The following is a 22194-nucleotide window of genomic DNA, read 5'->3' as shown; positions in this document are numbered from 1 at the left end:
GCTCCACGGGGAGGAAGGGGGTGCGGCAGTGCGCGGGGCTCCAGCCTCCCCGACAACGATCCAGCAGTCCAACAGAAAATTCAGGTTGGATTTATCGTCTATGTTTCTCAATCATGGAGCTGCGCCAGCTGGAACATTTCATCGCCGTCGCCGAGGAACAGCACTTCACGCGCGCCGCCGAGCGCGTCGCCGTGTCCCAGTCCGGGCTGTCGGCCTCCATCCGCTCCTTGGAGCAGGAGTTGAAGACCCCGCTGTTCAGCCGGACCACCCGCACCGTGCGGCTGACCGAGGCGGGCCGCGCACTGCTGGTGGAGGCGGAGCGCACGCTGGCGGGAGCCCGGGCGGCGAAGGACGCCGTGGACGCGGTACGGGGACTGCTGCGCGGCACACTGACGGTGGGGGTCGAGCAGTGTGTGGCCGGTGTACGGGTTCCGCGGCTGCTCGCCGCGTTTCACCACAAGCATCCGCAGATGGAGATCCGGCTCCGCCAGGAGGGCACGTCGAGTCTGGTGGACGGGGTGGCGGGCGGGCGGCTCGACGTCGCGTTCGCCTCGACGGTCAGCGCCGGGGAATGGCGTGGCGACCTCGTCCCGCTGGCGCGGGAGCGGATGGTGCTGCTCTGCGCCCCCGGTCACCGGTTCGCACAGTCGGTCCGTGTCGCGTGGGACGAGCTTCCCGGCGAGTCGTTCATCGACTTCCATCCGGACTGGGGTCCGCGGCGCGCCGCCGACGAGGCGTTCGCCGCCGCGCGGGTGCGCCGCACGGTGGGCCTCGAGGTGAACGACGTGCACACCTTGCTGGAACTGGTGCACGAGGGACTGGGGATCGCGGTGGTGCCACACCACTTCTCCCGGAAGCCGGAGGCCCGGGGGCTGGTCGCCGTGGAGCTGGACGGGGCGGCCCGGCCGTTCTACGAGAGTGTCGTGGTGCTTCCGGCCGCCGGGGCGATGAGCCCCGGCGCACGGTCGCTGATGGCCCTGGTGCGCAGCGACGCGCACGACGGCGCCGTGCGCTGACCGCGGCAGGTCACCCGCCCAGCGCGGTCGCGAAGGCTCCCGGCTTCTGCTCGACTCCGCTGCATGTGTCGCTCGCCGTCGAGGTGTCCTCGCCGGCGGCGCACTCCCGGTCGCGGAAGGTGGCCCACAGGGAGAGCGCGCCGACGCCCGTCCGTCGGGCGAAGGTGCGCAGCGAGGCCGCGTCGGCGAGGGTGAACGTCTCCCCGGCCATGTCGTTGACACCGAGCATCACCGTGATGTGCAGCGCCTTCCACGCCTCGGTGTCCGACAGGCCGAGTACGTCGGTGAGCTGGTCGTGGGTGGCATCGGCGGCCTGCTGCGCATAGTCGCTCATGTCGCCGTCGTGGGACGTGCTGTAGTTCATGGCCATGATGTTCACCGCGGAGAGGTCGACCTTCTGCTCGGCGGCGTCGTCGAGGAGGTCCGTACCGGTGGACTCCAGGCCGTCCGGCATCACGGGCAGGGTGTACGTGACGTCGAGGTGCCGCTTCTTCTGGAGCAGGCGGAGCGCCTTGTCGCGGAGCGTGATGGACGCCCGGTCGGTGAGTGCGTCGCCTTCGATGTCGAAGTCGGCCTTGGTGGCGCCCACGGCGTCGAGCACCCGGGCGTAGGCGTCGGCCAGTTCCCCGGCGCTGTCGCAGGCGAGCGCCAGCTCGGTTCCCGCGGCGCCGCCGAACGAGACCCGGACGTCCGCGCCGGTCGCGGTGAGTGCGGCGACGCGTGAGGTCACCGCGGTGCTGGTGGGCTCGGTGGTGCCGCCCCAGAGCGGGGTGCAGGCGTCGCCGTCGGCGACGACGAAGGCGAGGTTGTACGTGTCGGGCGAACCGGCGGAGTCGGTGCCGGTCGCGGTCGTGGCGCTGACGTACGGGGTGTAGGCGGTCGTGGCGACGGAGGCCGTGGGGCCGCCGGAGCGGGAGGGGGCGTCTTTGCCCTGGTCCGCCGCAGCGCCCGTCGTGCACGCCGAGCAGGCGAGCCCGAGTGCGACGAGTCCGGCGACGGCGGCGGTCACCCGCCTCGTGCGGCCCGTGCCACCCCCCGAAGAGCACTCCGGTGACATACGCATAAAGTTTGCACCCGTTCTCGCGAGAATTGTTCCGGAACAGCAACAGTAAAGAAAGCTGAACACCGGAAACCTCTCACACATCGCCCGGTTTCCGAATCCGGATAATTTTCTCCCGAGTCCGTCGAGAAACCTCAAGAAATTGTCCATTCGGCCGCCGGCAAAGCCCATATGACGAGGCGTCACGCATGTGGGAAGCCAGGTGGAGAGCCGTCACGTTCTCAGTCCGCCCACAGGCTTCCCGCCCTCTCACAGCGTTCGGCCAGGAACGGCTCAGACTTCGCACATAGCAGTTCGTCAGCATGCGCACATGCATTCCGACACCGCCATCGAGAAGAATCCGACCGGACACGGCCGCCGTAAACACGCCGGTGGACGCAGGCCACGGACCGGCGCCGAAGCACAGGACGGTCCCGTCTTCGTGGACAGTTCCGGGCGCCGGGCCCGGCTGCTCCGCCGCGCGGGCATCGCTCTGGGCATCGCCTGCGTCGGTTACGCGGCCGTGCTGGCTCTCGCCTTCATGGGCGGCATCTCCATGTCGCCCTCGGAGCTGCTTCCCTTCGACGGCGCCCCCTCCGCCCAGCGCGGCCCCCAGGGGATCACGCCGCCGGGAGTCACCGGCGCACCCCCGAGCGGCCCTCCCGCCGACGGGGTGGGACCGTCGCCCTCGGCGTCCGTATCCGTGTCCCTGCCCGCGACCACGGCGACCGGCTGACCCTTGATGAACCGGAATCAGCCACGACCCCAGGGACGCCACGCCACACCGAGCCGGATCGGGCGGGCCCGCCGCCAGGCCGCGCCCGGACCGCGGGTGATCATCGCCCTGCTGCTCCTGCTCGGTCTCATCTCCGCGATGCTGCTCGACGGCTATCTGCGGGCCGAGGTCGGCAACGACCAGCGCGTCCGCTCCGGGGCGAGCGCGAGCAATGTGCCGGACAGCGTCCTCGACGGCGGGCCGTTCCTCAGCTTCGAGGGCGGCACGGCGCGGACCCGGTCCGTACCGGACAAGACCATCGTGCTCACCTTCGACGACGGACCGGACCCCGAGTGGACGGAGCAGGTGCTCGACATCCTGGACGACAACGATGTGCCGGGCACGTTCTTCCTGGTCGGCTCGATGATCTCGCGCTACCCGGACGTGGTGCGCCGGATGGTCGACGACGGCAACGAGGTGGGCGTCCACACCTTCACCCATGTCGATCTCTCGTACCAGAGCACGGCCCGCGTGACGCGGGAGATCGCACAGACCCAGCTCGCCCTGGCGGGCGCCGCGGGCATCACGACGACCCTGTTCCGCGCTCCGTACTCGTCGACGAGCGACGCGATCGACAACTACAGCTGGCCCGTCTACAAGAAGCTCGGCGCGATGGGCTACACCAGCGTCTTGATCGACACGGACAGCGAGGACTGGCAGCAGCCGGGCGTGTCCGACATCGTCAAGTGGGCCACGCCGAAGGCCGGGAAGGGCGCCTCGGTGCTCTTCCACGACGCGGGCGGCAACCGCGCCCAGACGCTCGAAGCGCTGCCGCAGTACATCAAGATAATGAAGTCGAAGGGCTACACCTTCACCACGGTCAGCGGCGCTCAGCAACAGACGCAGGGGCAGCAGGCACAGGCACAGGCGCCGCAGGGCGCCCCCGGCGCCGTGGGCAACGCCCGGCAGAGTAACCCCGAGCAGTCCGCGCACCGCACGGCCGACACCGCCACCCTCTGGGAGGGCCGCGCCCTCCTCGGTGCGGTCGCCGTCGCGGAGTGGACCGTGCCCGGCCTGGCCGCGGTGCTGGCGGTCGTGGGCGTCGCCGTACTGGGCAGGTTCGCCATGATGCTCGTCCTCGCCCGGCGCCACCACCGGCAACGCAACGGGCGGAGATTCGTCTGGGGCCCCGAGGTCACCGAACGGGTCAGCGTGATCGTCCCCGCGTACAACGAGAAGGAGTGCATCGCCAACACCCTCAACTCGCTGGCGGCCAGCACCCATCCCATCGAGATCGTGGTCGTCGACGACGGTTCGACCGACGGCACCGCCGAGATCGCCGAGTCCCTGGGGCTGCCGAACGTGCGGGTGATCCGCCAGGCGAACGCGGGCAAGCCCGCCGCGCTCAACAACGGTGTGCGGCATGCGCGTCACGGCATCGTGGTGATGATGGACGGCGACACCGTCTTCGAACCCGACACCGTGCACAGGCTCGTGCAGCCGTTCGGCGACCCGGCCTTGAGCGGCACGATCAGCAGGGACCGGTGGGTGATCAGCGGGCGCAGATCGCGCTTCTCGAACTCGCCGGAGATCCGGTTGCTCAGCTCCTCGCTGACGTACGGAATGAGGACGGGCTCACCGGTCACCATGCACTGGAAGAACGGTGTGTGCTCGGGGAAGGCGATGGACTCGCCGACCGGGACGGTGTCGTCCCAGCGGCCGGGTTCGTCGTTGTGCTCGACCCAGACCCGGTGCCAGACGGTGGTGACGTCGGGCGGCCCGTCCGGAAAGCCCTCACCGGCGAGGACCGCGGCTCGCAGATGCGTGCCGGCGAAGTCGGTGAAACGGGGGACGGCGGCGCTGGTGACCTCGCGGATGGTGCGTTCGAGATCGAGGGAGGTGCCGATGCGGCCGCTGACCTCGTTGAGGAACTCCAGCCGTTCGCGGACCGCACCGTATTCGAGGTCGAGTTCGGGGCGGGGCACGGCCCGGGGCGCGGCCGCCCCGTCGGGAGCGGCCCCCGGATCCTCGGCGGGGCGGCGCGGGGTCCGGCGGGGCACACCCCAGTCGGGGGTGACCGGGACCCGGTCACGCTGACTGAACTCCAGGATCGGGTACCCGAGTTCGAGGACCTGCGAGACGATCCGGGTGGCCTGGTGGACGCTCATGTTCGGCAGGATCTCGGGGAGCCGGCCGGCCAGTTCCCGGGAGCCGGGGAATTCGGTGTGGAGGGCGAAGCCGGGCGCGATCGTCTCGCTGTCCCGGCCACCGCCGCCGTCGCCCAACTGCCCGCCGTCCGCGGCGAGGACGAGGAGCCGTTCGGTGCCGGGCCCGACCAGCGGGTAGGCCCACCACAGGACGTCGATCCGTCCGCGCTGCGACTCGTCGACCCGGGCGCGTCCCGCCGCCGGATAAGCGGTGCTCCCGCTGAGCGAGCCGTCGAGACCGTGGCCGGGCCCCGCGTACGCACCGCCGCCATGACCCGACCCGGCGTACGCACCGCCGCCGTCGCCGGACCCGGCGTACGCACCGTCGCGCCCCGGCTCCCCGTCACCTCTCAACGCCCCGGAAACCGGAAGGAGTTCACCGGCCGGGCAGCCGATGGCTTCCTCCCGGGCAACACCGAAGAGCCGTCCGGCCCCACTCGACCAGTGCGACACGAGCCCGGCCGTGTCGACGACGACCACGGCGAGCGGCACACGTCCCGTTGCGGCGTCCCGGGGCTGCGGTGCCCTCTGCGGCGGTACACCAAGGTCCATGGCGGAAGGCTCCTTCCCTACCGCAAGGCTCTGCGGCATGTGACTCCACGGTACGACTCCGTGTCCGGCGCCCGCCGGTCATCGGCGGAATCACCTCCGGGGGTGGTGCGCCCCGCGCGCGCCGCCGCGCGGGACGGGGCCGGCTGCCGCGGGAGGCGGCCTGCGGCCGCGCGCCCCGGCCGTCAGTCCTCGTGCCCGAGCTGGAGGTCGCGTTCGGTGCGCCCGCCGCCCGCGACTTGGAGGACGGTCGCCACGGGCGGGTATCCGGCCGCGATCACCGTGTACTCGCCGGACGACAGGTCCACGAACCGGAACGCCCCGTCGGGCCCGGTGGTCAGGGTGTCGACGACGTTGCCCGCCGCGTCGAGGAGCGTGACCCGGGCGTCCTCGACGGGCCGGCCGCCGCTCGCCCGTACGATGCCGCGCAGCACCGCCCCGCCCGCCAGTTCGATGTCCTGCCGGGTCTCCCTGGCCGCCTGCACGCTGACCGGCAGGGCGGCGGGCCGAAAGGCGGGGGCGCTGGCGGCGAGGGTGTACTCCCCCGCCACCAGCTCCGAGATCACATAGCCGCCTTCACGGCTGCTGCGGGTGGACGCGACGACCTCCCCGCGGACATCGGTGAGGGTGACGGCGGCGTCCCGCACCGGGATCCCGTCGGCCGTGACGACCGCCCCGGCCAGCCGGCCCGCACCGCCGAGCACCACATCGAGCTCGACCGGCCGTTCGCCGACGGTGACGCTGACGGCCTGCGGCTGATGCCCGCCGGCCGCCGCGATCAGGACGTAGCTGCCGGAGCCCGGCACGCTCAGCGCGTACCGCCCGTCGTCACCGCTCGCACCCCGCCCGACCTGCCGTCCCTGGACGTCGATCAGGGTGAGGGCGGCGCGCGGGACCTTCGTGCCGTCGGGGTGTTGGACGCTGCCGCACACGGGCACGCCCGAGAGGTGGACGGGCGGCGCGGTGGCGGTGATGCGGGCGGCGGGGATCGAGGCGGACTCGGCGGCTGTTTCGGGGCTGTGGTGGGACACCAGCGGTTTCTCCTTGAGGAAGCAGGCGATGACGAGGCCGAGCACGAGCACCGGCACGAGGTAGAGGAAGATCCGTGGCATCGCGTCGGCGTATGCCTGGATGTAGCTGTCGCGGAGCGCGGGCTCCATCGCGTGGACCAGCTGAGGGGTGATCGACTCGGGGTCGGGGAGGCCGGCACCGGACGGCAGGCGGACGGCCAGGGCATCCGCGAGACGGCCCGCGAAGAGCGTCCCGAACACGGCGGCGCCGACGCTGCCGCCGATCTGCCGGAAGTAGTTGTTCGCGCTGGTGGCGGTGCCGAGGTCGGCGGGCGGAACGGAGTTCTGCACGGCGAGGATGAGTACCGGCATGATCAGGCCGATCCCGATGCCGAGCACGGCCTGCGCCACGCTGTATTCGATGCGTGGGGTGTCGGTCTCGAGGCGGGAGAGCAGCCACATGCCGACCACCGAGATCGCGCTGCCGAGGATCGGGTAGACGCGGTAGTGGCCGGTACGGGAGATCAGCTGGCCGGAAACGACGGACGCGCCGACGATGCCACCCATCATCGGGAGCATCAGGAGGCCCGATTCGGTGGCGGTGGCGCCGTCGACCATCTGCAGGAACGTCGGCAGATAGCTGGCGGCACCGAACAGGGCGACGCCGACGACCGCGCCGACCAGCGCGGTGACATTGAAGATCGAGTCGCGGAACAGCCGCAGCGGGATGACGGGTTCGGGTGCGTGGTGCTCGACCACGAGGAAGAGCAGTGTCGTTCCGGCAGCTCCGGCAGCCAGCCCCAGGATGGTGCGCGAGCCCCACGCGTACTCCGTACCGCCCCAGCTGGTCAGCAGCACCAGGCAGGTGGAGGCGGCGGCCAGCAGCAGTGCGCCGAGCACGTCGAGGCGGGGCCGGACGGTGGGCCTGGGGAGCTTCAGCACGACGGTGATGACGGCGAGGGTGACCAGGCCGAACGGGACGTTGATGTAGAAGCACCAGCGCCAGGAGGCATGGTCGGTGAAGAAGCCGCCGAGGAGCGGTCCGGCGACGGACGCCAGGCCGAAGGCGGCGCCGATCAGTCCCATGAACCGGCCGCGTTCGCGGGGCGGGACGACGTCCGCGATGATGGCCTGGACCCCGATCATCAGCCCGCCCCCGCCGACGCCCTGGACGGCGCGGAAGGCGATCAGCTCGTCCATGGTGCGTGACCAGCCGGCCAGCGCGGAGCCGACGACGAAGACGACGATCGCGAACTGGAAGACACCCTTGCGGCCGAAGAGATCGCCGAGTTTGCCGTAGATCGGCAGTCCGATGGTGGAGGCCAGAAGGTAGGCGGTGACCGCCCAGGACATCTTCTCCAGACCGTGCAGTTCCCCGACGATCTTCGGCAGCGCGGTGGCGACGATCATCTGGTCGAGCGCCGCGAGCAGCAGAGTGAGCATCAGCCCGATGAAGACCAGCCGGATACGGCGGGGGCCGATCTCCTGTCCGGCCGTATCCTGCGAGTCCGGGACGGACGGTGGCGAGGACGAGAGCGCGGTCTCCGTGCCGGGCGGGGCGGCCGTCTCCGCGCCGGTGTCTCCCGCGCCGTCCGGCTCGTCCTTCACCAGAGTGATCCCGCCGCCCACCACGTGCCGCTCCCCTCGTCGCATCTGCGCCGCCCATTTCTCGCATTGCGCGACAAGAGAGGCAAACGCGACGAAGGGGCGCTGACGGCGCACTCGGGGGCTTATCCCCCGGTGGGAGCCACTACGGCGCGCAACCGACGGCCTGGGAAAACCACCCGAACCGGTGAGTCCGGTACGGGGCGCCCGGTGCTACTTCTCGACCTCGGTGGCGAGGTTCTGCAGCAGCTCGTCGTAGATGCGGCCAAGCCCCTTGGGCGCAAAGGTCTTCTCGAAGAACCCGCCGATGCCGCCCGCGCCGTTCCAGACGGTCGAGACGACGGCCTTGGACCTGCCCTCGCCCGCCGGTGTGACGGTCCAGGTGGTGACCATCGACGAGTTGCGGTCCTTCTCGACGAGCTGCCCGTCGGTGGGCTCGCTGACCTCCAGCAGGCAGTCGCGGACGCGCTTGCTGGTGGCCTGGAGCTTCCAGTGGACGAGGGTGCCCTCGCCGTCACCGCCCTCGCGCACCTCGTACTCGCTGAAGTGACCGGGGAGCACCTTGCCCCGGACCTCCTTGTAGTCGGCCAGCGCGTCGAACACCGTCTCCGCGTCCGCGGCGATGATCCGCTCTGTCGTGGCCTCGACCTGCGCCATGGCTGTTCCTCCACCACTCGGTTGTTCGGGGTGTGCTGAGCCAATCACTTCGGGCACTCCGCTCAAAATCCGGACCGGGGACGAAGGGGAGAAAGCGATCAAGGGAACAAGCGTTCTATTCTGTCGCCAGTGCTACCGAGGAGGCGTCCATGCGCTGGGACAATCTGGTCGAGAACACCCGGGGGGCCGGTACCGGGGCGCTCTTCGCCGCCGACGCGGTGACCACGCATACCTTCGACACATCCGAACTTCCCTCAGACGCACATCAAGCCAGCTACGCTGCCGTCCATGACGACACGCCGCCCGCGGGCCAGCCTTTACGCCCGATTGTCCGTTGCTGCCGACGCGGAGAACGTCTCCCTGGAGGGCATGATCGATGACATGCGTGCCCTGTGCGAACGGGAGGGGCTGGAAGTCCTGGAGCCAGTCCACGTTGACGACGGAAAGTCCGGCGGCTACCGCGACCGCGGGGAGTTCGAAGCATGGCTGGACGATGCCCGCTCCGGCCGCTGTGAGGTCCTGGTCCCGTACCACACAGACCGGTTGACCCGAGAGGGCCTGAACGTCGCTGCTACGATCCTGGACACGATCGAGGGCAAGAACCCTGCCACGGGTCGGCCCAGCCATCGCCCGGTGCGCCTGGTCGACTGCTTCGGCCTGGACTCCAACCACGGCGACGCCTTCCGCTTCCGCTTCGTGATCCAGGCGGAGGTAGGCCGCTCCGAACGTGAACGCATCAGGCAGCGAAGCAAGGACAGGGCCCGTCGCCTGCGCCGCGCTGGCCGCTGGGGAGGCGGTACGCCACCGTTCGGATACAAGGCCATCGAGAACCCTGACGGGCCTGGCTGGGCTCTAACCATCGAACCGACGGAAGCACATCACGTCAGAGAAGCTGCAGAAGCACTCCTTAAGACGGAGCCTGACCCGCTCAACCGCATCGTCCGACGTCTCAACCACGCTGGTGTGAAGCCCAGGCGGGCCAGGGAATGGTCCCGCGTGACCCTGGCGAAGGTTCTGACCGGTGACGCCATCATGGGCCGGGCCACGGAGAATGGCCGCCCGCTCCGCGACGATGAGGGCAACATTCTGACCCCGTGGCCGGCGGTCCTCACGGCGGGCCAGGTAGCCGCTATTCGCACTGTCCTGGCTCCCAACCCAGCCGCGCCCTATAGCGGCGGCAGACACCCCGCCAGGCTTCTCTCAACACTGCTGTCCTGCCAGGGCTGCGGAGCAACCCTCCAGGTCTACCGGCGCCGGAGTCGCACGCAGAATCCGGAGCCTGTCATCGGCTACCGCTGCACGGCGCGGAGCCAGGGCGGGACCTGCGGAGGACCTGTCAGCGTGACGGCCGGCCCGATCGAGGAGTACCTGACGGACCGCTACCTGACCGCTGTCGGGCACATGCCTATGTACAGGGAGCGCGCCATTGTCTCCGGCGTAGAGGAGCTGGCCACGGTGGAGGCCGACATCCGTGACACGCTGGCGGACCTGGCTACGGCCGCCGATACGGAGACTTTCGCCAGGCTCCAGCGTCTCCAGGCCCGGCGGGATGAGCTGGCGGACGAGGAGCCGGAGCGCCGGACGGAATTGGTCGCGACGGGTCTCACGATGTCAGAGTTCTGGGCGCAAGCCATGGTTGACGATCGCCGCGAGCTACTCGCCGACGCCTTCGAGGAGTTGATTCTCCTGCCTGGCCGCCGTGGCCCGAAGGGCTTCGATCCAGCGCGGCTTGTCGTGCGCTGGGCAGATGTCCCGGACGTCGGCGGGGAAGAGGAACACGCCGCGTCGGAGTAGCCGCCGACAGCGCAGACGTGGGGCTGGCCCGCCGGGGTCGGCCCCTTCGTTGTGCCGCTGACCTGGGGTTTCCTGCGGCAGGTGGCACCCTCACCGGTCTAGTACCGCGAGGGTTTCTCACGTCCTCCCCGGTCAGTGATGACGGCGCGGTTCAGCGCCACCGACAGCGCGGCAGCTGCCAAGCACTCCGCCCGCGCATCCTCCGAAGATCTCCGGCAACGAGGACAGCCGGTAACCAACGTCCTCCCGTGGGCCTGTCTCGGCAGGCGCGCGCTCCTTCCCTTGCCTGGCAGCTGGGGGTCGGATGCGTCGCGCTGTCGTGGCAGGCCCATTTGCGATCCCAGACTCCGGGGTGCGGACCGGTCAACTCCGCACGGCTCCTTTCGGGATGGGTGAGACAGCCCGGGTCGACAGCCAGTCGGCCCGGGTCGTCGCCGTGCCTGCTCAAGGAGCGTTCACAACCCCATCCAAGAACCAGCAAGGAGACTACCCCGATGAACGACGCCACTCCCCAGGTCACGCCGCGCGTCACCCGAAAGTTCCAGGTCAGATCGCATGGACAGCAGACGACGACGTCCTCCTGGTCCAACTTCCTGGCCGCGCGGCCTGTCCGCTTCGCTGCCGCTGTCCGGCCGGCACTGGCCTGGTGGCCGGTCTGGCCGGACACACCGAAGGCCCTGACCGCTCCCAATCTCGGGAGTGGCCAGGGCCTTTGTCGTTGTGGCCGCTGTCGTGGCCAGGGCGGCCACTACTGGCCGCGGGCCTCTCCGTCCTTCTTGCAGCGACGGCAACGGCACGGGGGCCAAATACCCGTGAGGAGCGGCGAGAGATTGTCAGCGGACGTGAATGCAGTCCGCGCGCCCCAGGTCTTCCCGCCATCCCGGCTGACCCGCAGCGTCAGGAGGGGCCTGGGTGCGTCGCTCATGACGTCACCGCCGGGAACGCGTCGAACAGCCCGTCCAGCGTGAGCAATGCGTCAGCCAGTACATCGGCGTCCGACGCGTCCACGCCCAGGGCCAGCACCGACAACACCACCGCTCCGAAGACCACATCAGCAGACTCGGAACTGATGTCACCCAGCATCGCCGTCAGGAAATCCGCCCTGTCGGCCACGGTCTTCCCGAACGTGCTGCGGTCCTTCTGGGGCGCCTGGTCCGGCTTGGACCACCAGGCATAGCCGTTGTGGTGGCTACCGTCATGCCCGGGGGCCAGACAGCAGTCGGCTGCCAGCTCCATCAGGGCGTCCCTGGAGTGGTCCGCAGGGACGGGGGCTTCGTCGCCGCAGGTCTCTATGATGTCCACCGTCGCCTCCTTGTAGGCAGCCAGCCCCGGGACGTTCGCTGCGTCGCCGGGGCGCTTTCATCTCCGACCTTACGCGCTTACGCGGTACCGCGGTAGCCCGCTGACGCATAACCGCACACGCTTGTGACATGGACCTTGATCGCTCTGTACCCGTCTGGCCCCAGGTGGCCGACGACCTCCGCCGCCGCCTCGATGCCGGCGAGTGGGCGCCAGGCGAGCGGTTCCCCGGAACAGTCCCGCTGGCAGCGGAGTACGGGGTAACCCAGTCCACGGTCCAGAAGGCAGTCGTGGCCCTGCGTGAGGAGGGACGCCTCCGCACCGTCCTGGGCGCTGGGAGTTACGTCCTGCGTTAACGGCCGTCGGCAGGGCCGAAGCGTCGTGACTGACATCCCAGCCCCCGCGTTGCCCCACGAAACAAGGCCCCCGGCTTCGGCTGCGGGGCCTTCTTCATGCCCGGGACGAGCTTGACCCCGCATGGGAACGGGTGTTCTATTTTGAATGCGAACACCGACAACTATGGGAGCGCCCATGCGCTGGGACAGCTTGAGAGAGGGAACGCCAGGCCAGCTGGGACTCTCATACACTATTGATGACAACTCGGACACCCCCGAGTTCCGGGGGATCACCTTCCATGAGATCCGGGCCCGCTCGATCGTGAACCGGGTACCGGGCGCGTCGCGGATGCCGTTCGAATGGACCGTGAACCCGTACCGGGGCTGCACGCACGCCTGCGTCTACTGCTTCGCCCGCAAGACCCACAGCTATCTGGACCTCGACACCGGGCTCGGCTTCGACTCGCAGATCGTCGTCAAGATCAATGCTCCCGAACTGCTCCGCCGCCACCTCGCCTCCGGCCGGTGGCACGGCGCGCACATCGCGATGGGCACCAATGTCGACTGCTACCAGCGCGCCGAGGGCCGCTACCGGTTGATGCCCGGCATCATCGAGGCGCTCCGCGACCACGCGAACCCCTTCTCGATCCTCACCAAGGGCACGATCGTCCTGCGCGACCTGGAGCTGCTGCGGCAGGCCGCGGAGGTCACCGAGGTCGGCATCTCCGTCTCGGTCGGCTTCGTCGACGCCGAGCTGTGGCGCACGGTCGAACCCGGAACCCCCTCCCCCGAGCGCCGCCTCGACGTCGTGCGCACGCTGAGCGAGAACGGCATCGACTGCGGCGTCCTGATGGCGCCCGTCATCCCGTTCCTCGGCGACCGCCCGGAGCAACTGCGCGCCACGGTCCGGGCGATCGCCGAGGCCGGGGCGAGCTCGGTGACCCCGCTCGTACTCCACCTGCGGCCCGGCGCCCGCGAGTGGTTCATGCAGTGGCTCGGCCGGCACCACCCGCAGCTGGTGCGGCGTTACGAGCGGATGTACGCGGACGGGTCGTACGCACCCACCTGGTACCAGCGGGCCATCACCCGCCGGGTGCACGAGCTTGCGGCCGAGTACGGGATCGGTCCGGCGCGCCGGGGCGAGGCCCGCCGGATCCCCGTGCAGCAGGAGCCGCAGTCGCCGGCGGACGGCTCCGCCCCCACCCAGCTGACCCTGCTCTGAGTCGGCGGTCCGACGCAGGACCCGGGCGGGGCCGTGGCAGCGCGGGCCCTGCATCGGGCCCGTGCGGACCGAGAGCGGGCAAATGGGTCAACTCTCCCCAGAACATGTCCTTCCGCCCCCGAATGTGGGGAGCATGCGGCGGGGGCTGTGCCACGCGCAGCCGCGTTCCCCCCACCACGGGAGGCCATATGACGAACCGTTCAGGAATTCTGTTCGCCGTCGGTGCGACGCTCGCCGGTCTGGTGACCGCCGCACCGTCCGCGGCGACCGCCGAGGCAGCCGCGCCGCCTGCCGCGCCGCTCCACTGGACCGCCTGCGGCACCAAGAAGTACCCGAGGCTGCAGTGCTCAACCGTGCGTACGCCGCTCGATCATGACGACCCGTCGGGCAGGAGCATCACTCTCGCCCTGTCCCGGATCCCGCACACCGCGAAGACCTCCCAGGGCCCGCTGCTCGTCAACCCGGGCGGCCCCGGCGGCAGTGGGCTCGCGATGGCCGGCTTCGTGGCGGGCACGCTGCCCGAGAAGGTCGCCGCGCAGTACGACGTGATCGGCTTCGACCCACGAGGGGTGGGGAAGAGTTCCCCGGCGCTGAACTGCGTACCGAAGTACTTCCAGCCGATGCGCCCCGACTCGGTGCCGCTGGACCCCGAGGACGAGCAGGCCAACCGCGACCGCGCCGCGTCCTTCGCCGCGGCGTGCGGCAGCAAGTACCCCGATCTGCTGCCGTACATGGACACGATCAGCACCGCCAAGGACCTCGATGTGATCCGGCAGGCCCTCGGCTCCCAGCAGCTCAACTACTTCGGGTACTCCTACGGCACCTATCTGGGCGCGGTGTACGCCAAGCTGTACCCGGTGCGGGTGCGGCGCCTGGTACTCGACTCGAACGTCGACCCGGACGGGGTCTGGTACGACGACAACATCGGCCAGGACTACGCGTTCGACGCCCGGCAGAAGGCGTTCGCCGCCTGGGTCGCCGCGCACAGCTCGACGTACCGGCTCGGCAGCGACCCTGCGGAGGTCGAGGCCGCCTGGTACCGGATGCGCGAGGCGGTCAGGCAGAAGCCCGCGGGCGGGAAGATCGGCGCGAGCGAGCTGGAGGACACGTTCCTGCCGGGCGGCTACTACAACGGGTACTGGCCGTACCTGGCGAACGCGTTCGCCAGGTACGTGAACGACAAGGACCAGAACGCGCTCGTCGACGCGTACAAGAAGCTCGGCGCCGTCGACGCCGAGAAGGACAACGGCTATTCGGTCTACACCGCCGTGCAGTGCCGCGACGCCCCGTGGACGCGCGACTGGAACACGTGGCGCAACGACAGCTGGCGGGTGCACGCGAAGGCGCCGTTCTTCACCTGGAACAACGCCTGGTACAACGCGCCGTGCACGTCCTGGCCGGTCGAGCCGCTCAACCCGGTGCGGGTCTCCAACGAGGCGCTCCCGCCGGTGCTGCTCTTCCAGGCCACGGAGGACGCGGCGACACCGTACGAGGGCGGGGTGACCATGCACCGCAGGCTCGACGGCTCCAGCCTCGTCGTCGAACAGGGCGGCGGCAATCACGGCATCACGCTGAGCGGCAACGCGTGCCTGGACGGGTACTTGGCGGACTACCTCGACAAGGGCATCGTCCCGCGCGGCGGCGGCAGCAGCTCCGACGCGGACGCGGTGTGCGCGAAGTCGCCCGACCCGAAGCCGGAGCCTGCCGAGGCGTCGGCGAAGTCGGCACGGAGCGCTGCGGCGGACCCCGCGGGCGCCACGCTGCACGGCATGCTCGGCTTCCGCGGCTGACGGCATCCGCCGGCTCCCGGCCCCGGAACCGGTATCCCGGCCGCAGGCCTTCAGGGGGCGTACGCCACCATGGTCCGTATGACCACACGGACCACTTCCGCGTACGCCCCCGGCCTGTCCGTCCGGCCCATGACCGTCGACGACTGCGAGGCCGTCGCGACGGTCCGGGTGCGCGGCTGGCAGGCCGCCTACGCCGGGCTGATGCCGCAGTCGCATCTGGACGCCATGGACATCGCCGAGGACGCGGAACGGCGCCGCGGATTCTTCGCCGAGGGCAACACGGTCGTGAACGTGGTGGCCGAGCGGCCGGGCCCGGGAGTGATCGGCTGGGCCTGCTACGGCCCGTACCGCGAGAACGGCAGGCGCCTGGAACGGGGCGAGCTGTACGCGATCTATGTGCTGCCCGAGCACATCGGGACCGGGGTCGGCCGCGCCCTGATGACGGAGATGCTCACCCGCGCCACCGCGGACGGCTTCCCGGACCTGGCGCTCTGGGTACTGAAGGAGAACGCCCCGGCGCGCCGTTTCTACGAACGCGCGGGTTTCCTCCCCGACGGCGCCGAGGAGCCTTTCGAGGTGGACGGCGTACTCGTGCCGGAGATTCGGTACGTACGCGCCCTCACGCCTTCTGCTCCCTCAGCCGGCTGAGGGCTTCCCGCGCCGCGCCGCCCAGCCGCGGGTGAGGCAGCGCCGCCTCCAGGAGCGGGCGGGCCTGCTGATCCCCGAGCTGTCCGAGCCCTTCCACGCAGGCGAGCGCGACCCGCCAGTGCGGATCGTCCGGAGCCAGGAGCCGCCGCAGGGTACTCATCAGCGCCGGCACGGACTCCGGGGCCCCGAGCGCGGTGAGCAGCCGCACCGGGTGCAGGGCGTACGCGGTGCGCAAGGTGTTCGTCGCCAGGGCGGCGGCGGCCCGGGGAGTGCGCGGATCACCCAGGCGCACCAGGGCGTGCGCCGCGGAGACACAGCGCTCCGGGTCACGGTGGTTGAGCAGCAGGACCAGCGCTTCGAAGGCGCGTCCGTCGCCGCTGCAGCCGAGCCGGAACGCGGCGATCTCGCGCGCCCAGAGCGGATGTTCGCGCTCCACGAGGACCCGGGCCAGCTCTTCGTCGTCCTCGGTGGCGAGCAGCCTGCGGTACGCCGCCGACTCCCCCGCCTCGTCCGCCAGCCGGTCGGCCAGCGACCGGAACTCCTCGTCCATGACTGTCAGCCTATCGGCGGGCACGGTGAGTGTGAGCGGGCCCACAGCGATGCGGGACTGGCGCGCTCGTTACCCACCAGTTAAGCTCATGTGAGCGGGACACACTCCCCGCCGACTCCAGTGGCCTGGTGACGCAGCCACCCGGAGTGCTTGTCGGTTCGGCAGCTTTGCGCGACGTGACTCCGGGACAGAGTCCGTCACCCCCATCCCGGTCCGGGCGTGCTCCACGCATCCCGGCCCTGGGCACCACGACACGCAATTCCCGCACACCATGCGCCGGTTGGGCTTCGCGGCCCCACCTGAATCCGTACGCACAGTGCGCCCACACAGTCGTCACTCATCCCTGGAGTCCCGTGATGGACACCCCTCTCTCCACCATTGCCGTCGTCGGTCTCGGCACCATGGGCACCGGCATCGCCGAGGTCCTCGCCCGGGCCGGCCGCGAGGTCATCGGTATCGACATCAGCGAGGCGGCCGCCCGCCAGGCCGTCGCCGCCCTGGAGGCCTCCACCGCCCGCAGCGTGCAGAAGGGGCGGATCACCGAGGACGAGCGGCACGACGTCCTCGCGCGGTTCCGCACCTTCTCCGACCTGCAGGCCGCCGCGGAGGCGCAGCTCGTCATCGAGGTCGTGCCCGAGTCGTACGAGATCAAGCAGCAGGTCTTCCGGGAGCTCGACGCGATCACCTCGCCCACCGCGATCCTGGCGACCGGCACCAACGCCCTGTCGGTGACCCGGCTGGCCGCCGAGTCCCTGCGCCCCGAGCGCGTGCTCGGCCTGCACTTCTTCAACCCGGCGCCCGCGATGAAGCTGGTCGAGGTGGTCTCCTCGGTGCTGACCGCGCCGCCGGCCGTCGAGGCAGTCACGGAGCTCGCCCGCGAGCTGGGCAAGGAGCCGGTCGCGGTGGGCGACCGGCCGGGGTTCGTGGCCGACGGGCTGCTGTTCGGCTACCTCAACCAGGCTGCCGCGATGTACGAGGCGAACTATGCCTCCCGTGAGGACATCGACGCGGCGATGAAGCTGGGCTGCGGGCTGCCGATGGGCCCGCTCGCCCTGCTCGACCTGATCGGGGTGGACACCGCCCGTACCGTCCTGGAGGCGATGTACTCCGAGTCGCACGACAGGCTGCACGCCCCTGCCCCGATCCTCAAGCAGCTCAGCGAGGCCGGACTGACCGGCCGCAAGTCGGGCCGCGGCTTCTACACGTACGCGGCGACCGGCAGCCAGACCGTCGTGCCGGACGCGAAGACGCCGCAGGAGAGCGCCGGAGCGGCGGCCGGACGCACCGTGCGGTCGGTGGGTGTCGCCGGGTCCGGGACCATGGCCTCGGGCATCGCGGAGGTCTTCGCGAAGGCCGGCTACGACGTGGTGCTCGCCGCCCGCAGCCAGGAGAAGGCGGACATCGCGAAGGGCCGGATCGCCAAGTCGCTGGAGCGTTCGGTCACCAAGGGGCGGCTGACGGCCGAGGCGCGGGACGAGACCCTCGGCCGCATCACCACGGCCGGTTCGCTGGACTCGTTCGACGACGTCGATCTCGCCGTCGAGGCGGTCGCCGAGGACCTGGCGGTCAAGCAGCAGCTGTTCACCACGCTGGACAAGGTCTGCAAGCCGGGTGCGGTGCTCGCCACCACCACGTCGTCGCTGCCGGTCGTGGCGTGCGCGCGGGCCACCTCACGCCCGCAGGACGTCATCGGGATGCACTTCTTCAACCCGGCGCCCGCGATGAAGCTGGTCGAGGTGGTCCGTACGGTGCTCACCGCGGACGACGTCCACGCCACCGTCCGTGAGGTGTGCGGGAAGATCCGCAAGCACCCGGTGGACTGCGGGGACCGGGCCGGGTTCATCGTCAACGCGCTGCTGTTCCCGTACCTCAACAACGCGATCAAGATGGTCGGCGAGCACTACGCGACGCTCGACGACATCGACGCCGCGATGAAGCTGGGCGGCGGCTACCCGATGGGCCCGTTCGAGCTCCTCGACGTCGTCGGGCTCGATGTCTCGCTCGCCATCGAGAAGGTGCTGCACAGCGAGTTCCGCGACCCGGGCCTGGCCCCGGCACCACTGCTGGAGCATCTGGTGGCCGCGGGCTGCCTCGGCCGCAAGACGGGGCGCGGCTTCCGCGAATATGCCCGCCGCTGAGGGCCGGCCGACGGCCGCGGGGCCGGCCGGCCCCGCGGTTCCGGGGCCGGGGGCCGGCTGGGGCGGGCTGCTCGATCCTCCGGGCGGCCCGCCCCCGCAGGCGCGCTCCCCTGCGCCGATGCAGTACGTTCACACCATGTCCCAGCCTGCCAGGTCCCCCCGTGTCTCCGCCGCGCCCGACGCCCCGGAGAGTGCCGCAGGCACGCGCGCCGCCGCCCAACGGCTCAAAATGCGCCGCGAACTGGCCGCCGCGGCGATGGAGCTCTTCGCCACCAAGGGATACGAGGCGACGACGGTCGACGAGATCGCGGGCGCCGCGGGAGTCGCCCGGCGGACCTTTTTCCGCCACTTCCGCTCCAAGGAAGAGGCGATCTTCCCGGATCACGACGACACCCTCGTCCGGGCCGAGGCCGTCCTCAATGCCGCTCCCGCGCACGAGCACCCGCTCGACACCGTCTGCCGCGGCATCAAGGAAGTCATGAAGATGTACGCGGCCAAGCCCGCGGTCTCCGTGGCCCGGTACAAACTGACCCGTGAGGTCCCCACGCTGCGGGAGGCCGAGATCGCGTCGGTGGCCCGCTACGAGCGGCTGTTCACACGCTATCTGCTGGGCCATTTCGACGAGCGCGACCACCATGTCGGCAACGACGATCCGCTGCTGGCGGAGGTCGCGGCGTCCGCTGTCGTCACCGCGCACAACCATGTGCTGCGCCGCTGGCTGCGGGCGGACGGCCAGGGCGACGTGGAGGCCCAGCTCGACCACGCGTTCGCGATCGTCCGGGACACCTTCGGGACCGGGATCGGTGCGGGCCGGATCGCCGGGACCGAACCCGCGTCCCCGCCGCCCGCCGCTTCGGTGAGCACGGAGGGCGAGGTGCTGGTCGCGGTTGCGCGCACCGACGCACCGCTCGACGAAGTGATGCGGACGATCCAGCAGGCACTCAAGGACCGTTGAGCGGGGGCCTGTTGGCCGATCCGCCACGTCGGACTCCGCACGCCGGACGGGCTCGCCGCCGAGCCCGTCCGGCGTGCGCGTACCCGGGCGCCGAAACCTGGTTGCCACCCGGACTCCCCGGTGTTGTGGTGGGCGCATGATCCCTGATGACAACACCTTGCTGTCCCTCTTCGACCACGAGATGCGCGAGCACGCCCGCCCCGACGGCCCCGGTGTGCGCGTCGAGCGCACCGCCGACGTCGTACGTCAGGTCGGCGCGGCCGACGACTGGAACGGCGTCGTCTGGTCGTCACCGGATCTGGACGCCGTCCGGGCCGATGCCGCGATCGCGGCGCAGGTGGAGCACTTCGGCGCACTCGGCCTCGACGCGTTCGAGTGGAAGCTGTACGCGCACGACCGGCCGGCGGACCTGGGGCAGCGGCTGCGGGCGGCCGGCTTCGTCGCGGAGGAGCCGGAGACCCTGCTGGTGGCCCCGGTCGCGGACCTCCCGACCGCGGTGGAACTCCCCGAGGGCGTCCGACTGCGCACGGTGACCGACGCGGCCGATGTGGAGCTGATGGCCCGGGCCCATGAGCGGGCGTTCGGCTCGGACTGGTCACGGCTGCGGCACCAGGTGCTGGCCCGGCTGGCCGAGGACCCGGACAGCTTCGTCGCCGTGCTGGCCATGGCGGGCGACGAGCCGGTGAGCTCGGCCCGCATGGAGCTCTACCCGGGCACCGGCTTCGCGGGGCTGTGGGGCGGCGGAACGGTCGAGCCATGGCGGCGGAAGGGCATCTACCGGGCGCTGGTGGCCTTCCGCGCCCGGATCGCCGCCGAGCGCGGTTTCACGTATCTGCAGGTCGACGCGTCCGACCAGAGCCGTCCGATCCTTCAGCGGCTCGGTTTCAGGGCGCTCGGCACCACTACGCCGTATGTGTACCGGGGCGCCGTCTGACCGTACCGAGCGGGACAGAATCCGGCGAAACACCCCACATGTTGCTCATGCGTGCCCGCCGGACGACAAGTGAGTGAAATTGTTGGCACCGAGTGCCTTGCCAGGTGTCACGGAGTGCCATACGTTGAAGTTGTCCGGGCGGCCGGCGTGCAGAGACCTCACGTACGCCGGCTGTCCCCGCAAGCCATGTGCCTGCGCGCCCGGGCGCCTGCGTCACAGGCAAACCCTTCTGCTCCACCAGAGCAAGCCGAAGCCTTACCAGCCGAACCGACGGCAGCACCTCCACATCGCACCGCATCCCCCCGTTGGCAGGGAACTCAAGCGTTCCCTCGACGCACTCCCCGAGCTCTCGGCTCCGCTCGAGCAGGGGAGACCCCATTCCGGAGGCACACCGTGAAGGAAATCCTGGACGCGATCCAATCGCAGGACAGCACGGCCGCGGATTTCGCGGCCCTGTCCATCCCCGAGTCGTACCGCGCGGTGACCGTGCACAAGGACGAGACGGAGATGTTCGCCGGGCTCGACACCCGCGACAAGGACCCCCGCAAGTCGCTGCACGTCGACGACGTCCCGGTCCCCGAGCTCGGGCCCGGCGAGGCGCTGGTCGCCGTCATGGCCAGCTCGGTGAACTACAACTCGGTCTGGACCTCGATCTTCGAGCCGATGTCCACCTTCGGCTTCCTGGAGCGCTACGGACGGCTCAGCGAGCTCACCAAGCGCCACGACCTGCCGTACCACGTCATCGGCTCCGACCTGGCGGGCGTCGTCCTGCGCACCGGCCCCGGCGTCAACGCCTGGCACCCCGGTGACGAGGTCGTCGCGCACTGCCTCTCGGTCGAACTGGAGTCCTCGGACGGCCACAACGACACGATGCTCGACCCCGAGCAGCGGATCTGGGGCTTCGAGACCAACTTCGGCGGCCTCGCCGAGATCGCGCTCGTCAAGTCCAACCAGCTGATGCCGAAGCCGCAGCACCTCAGCTGGGAGGAGGCCGCCGCTCCGGGCCTGGTCAACTCCACCGCGTACCGCCAGCTCGTCTCGCGCAACGGCGCCGGCATGAAGCAGGGCGACAACGTGCTGATCTGGGGCGCCAGCGGCGGACTCGGTTCATACGCCACGCAGTTCGCGCTGGCCGGTGGCGCCAACCCCATCTGCGTCGTCTCCAGCGAGCAGAAGGCGGACATCTGCCGGAAGATGGGCGCCGAGGCGATCATCGACCGCAACGCCGAGGGCTACAAGTTCTGGAAGGACGAGCACAACCAGGACCCGCGCGAGTGGAAGCGGTTCGGCAAGCGCATCCGTGAGCTGACCGGTGGCGAGGACGTGGACATCGTCTTCGAGCACCCGGGCCGCGAGACGTTCGGCGCCTCCGTGTACGTGACCCGCAAGGGCGGCACGATCGTCACCTGCGCGTCCACGTCGGGCTACAACCACGAGTACGACAACCGCTACCTGTGGATGTCGCTGAAGAAGATCGTGGGCTCGCACTTCGCGAACTACCGCGAGGCGTGGGAGGCCAACCGGCTGGTCGCCAAGGGCAAGATCCACCCGACGCTGTCGAAGGTCTACTCCCTGGAGGAGACCGGCCAGGCCGCGTACGACGTGCACCGCAACCTGCACCAGGGCAAGGTCGGCGTCCTGGCGCTGGCCCCGCGCGAGGGTCTGGGTGTGCGCAACGAGGAGCTGCGCGAGCAGCACATCGACGCCATCAACCGCTTCCGGGACATCTGA

The 22194-nt window shown here is 70.3% G+C and carries 17 protein-coding genes; 12 read left to right on the top strand and 5 right to left on the bottom strand.

Translation table 11 applies throughout. The features are described from left to right. Positions 1–113: 113 nt before the first annotated feature. Positions 114–1016 (top strand): LysR family transcriptional regulator, encoded by a 903-nt coding sequence (locus tag LRD69_RS29065; protein ID WP_277329488.1) that lies wholly within the window; start codon positions 114–116, stop codon positions 1014–1016. Between the two features lie 10 nt (positions 1017–1026). Here the strand turns inward: LRD69_RS29065 and LRD69_RS29060 are convergent, their stop codons facing one another. Next, on the bottom strand, positions 1027–2073 hold the full coding sequence (locus LRD69_RS29060) for a chitinase (RefSeq protein ID WP_277329915.1): 1047 nt from the start codon (positions 2071–2073) through the stop codon (positions 1027–1029). Positions 2074–2386: 313 nt separating this feature from the next. On the opposite strand from LRD69_RS29060, the gene LRD69_RS29055 reads away from it, so the two are divergent. Then, a complete protein-coding gene (locus tag LRD69_RS29055) occupies positions 2387–2791 on the top strand; it encodes a hypothetical protein (RefSeq protein ID WP_277329487.1) in 405 nt (134 codons plus the stop codon). A 6-nt stretch (positions 2792–2797) separates the two neighbouring features. Beyond that, on the top strand, positions 2798–4867 hold the full coding sequence (locus LRD69_RS29050) for a polysaccharide deacetylase family protein (RefSeq protein WP_277329486.1): 2070 nt from the start codon (positions 2798–2800) through the stop codon (positions 4865–4867). An 844-nt stretch (positions 4868–5711) separates the two neighbouring features. On the opposite strand, the gene LRD69_RS29045 is transcribed toward LRD69_RS29050, so the two are convergent. Beyond that, positions 5712–8165 (bottom strand): MFS transporter, encoded by a 2454-nt coding sequence (locus tag LRD69_RS29045; protein WP_277329914.1) that lies wholly within the window; start codon positions 8163–8165, stop codon positions 5712–5714. Between the two features lie 189 nt (positions 8166–8354). Beyond that, complete coding sequence (locus tag LRD69_RS29040) at positions 8355–8798, bottom strand: SRPBCC family protein (protein ID WP_277329485.1); 444 nt, start codon at positions 8796–8798, stop codon at positions 8355–8357. A 288-nt stretch (positions 8799–9086) separates the two neighbouring features. Between LRD69_RS29040 and LRD69_RS29035 the strand changes: the two genes are divergently transcribed. Further along, positions 9087–10592: a recombinase family protein gene (locus tag LRD69_RS29035; protein ID WP_277329484.1), complete on the top strand. Its 1506-nt coding sequence runs from the start codon at positions 9087–9089 to the stop codon at positions 10590–10592. A gap of 921 nt (positions 10593–11513) precedes the next feature. Here LRD69_RS29035 and LRD69_RS29030 read toward each other — a convergent pair. Next, positions 11514–11894 (bottom strand): hypothetical protein, encoded by a 381-nt coding sequence (locus tag LRD69_RS29030; protein ID WP_277329483.1) that lies wholly within the window; start codon positions 11892–11894, stop codon positions 11514–11516. A gap of 128 nt (positions 11895–12022) precedes the next feature. On the opposite strand from LRD69_RS29030, the gene LRD69_RS29025 reads away from it, so the two are divergent. The 4 genes from LRD69_RS29025 (at position 12023) to LRD69_RS29010 (ending at position 15886) form a co-directional block, all read left to right on the top strand. Next, on the top strand, positions 12023–12247 hold the full coding sequence (locus LRD69_RS29025) for a winged helix-turn-helix domain-containing protein (protein WP_277329482.1): 225 nt from the start codon (positions 12023–12025) through the stop codon (positions 12245–12247). A gap of 175 nt (positions 12248–12422) precedes the next feature. Beyond that, a complete protein-coding gene (locus LRD69_RS29020) occupies positions 12423–13448 on the top strand; it encodes an Rv2578c family radical SAM protein (RefSeq protein ID WP_277329481.1) in 1026 nt (341 codons plus the stop codon). A gap of 188 nt (positions 13449–13636) precedes the next feature. Further along, positions 13637–15238, top strand: coding sequence for an alpha/beta hydrolase (locus LRD69_RS29015; RefSeq protein ID WP_277329480.1), 1602 nt, complete (start codon positions 13637–13639; stop codon positions 15236–15238). 78 nt (positions 15239–15316) lie between these two features. After that, positions 15317–15886, top strand: a complete 570-nt coding sequence (locus tag LRD69_RS29010; RefSeq protein ID WP_277329479.1) for a GNAT family N-acetyltransferase — start codon at positions 15317–15319, stop codon at positions 15884–15886. Here LRD69_RS29010 and LRD69_RS29005 read toward each other — a convergent pair. After that, the gene (locus tag LRD69_RS29005; RefSeq protein ID WP_277329478.1) at positions 15858–16460 is read right to left on the bottom strand and encodes an adenylosuccinate lyase; all 603 of its coding nucleotides are present in this window, start codon (positions 16458–16460) and stop codon (positions 15858–15860) included. The two genes, LRD69_RS29010 and LRD69_RS29005, sit on opposite strands and share 29 nt — an antisense overlap. A 332-nt stretch (positions 16461–16792) precedes the next feature. On the opposite strand from LRD69_RS29005, the gene LRD69_RS29000 reads away from it, so the two are divergent. The 4 genes from LRD69_RS29000 to ccrA all read left to right on the top strand — a co-directional run bounded on the left by LRD69_RS29000 (position 16793) and on the right by ccrA (position 22194). Further along, positions 16793–18574: a 3-hydroxyacyl-CoA dehydrogenase gene (locus LRD69_RS29000; protein ID WP_277329477.1), complete on the top strand. Its 1782-nt coding sequence runs from the start codon at positions 16793–16795 to the stop codon at positions 18572–18574. 136 nt (positions 18575–18710) lie between these two features. Beyond that, complete coding sequence (locus LRD69_RS28995) at positions 18711–19529, top strand: TetR family transcriptional regulator (protein ID WP_277329476.1); 819 nt, start codon at positions 18711–18713, stop codon at positions 19527–19529. Between the two features lie 136 nt (positions 19530–19665). After that, a complete protein-coding gene (locus tag LRD69_RS28990; protein WP_277329475.1) occupies positions 19666–20463 on the top strand; it encodes a GNAT family N-acetyltransferase in 798 nt (265 codons plus the stop codon). 393 nt (positions 20464–20856) lie between these two features. Continuing rightward, complete coding sequence (gene ccrA, locus LRD69_RS28985) at positions 20857–22194, top strand: crotonyl-CoA carboxylase/reductase (RefSeq protein ID WP_277329474.1); 1338 nt, start codon at positions 20857–20859, stop codon at positions 22192–22194.

The sequence above is a fragment of the Streptomyces sp. JH14 genome, assembly GCF_029428675.1.
GTDB lineage: Bacteria > Actinomycetota > Actinomycetes > Streptomycetales > Streptomycetaceae > Streptomyces.
The sequence above is the reverse complement of the archived record's forward strand: the minus strand, read 5'-3'. Positions and strand labels throughout refer to the sequence as shown.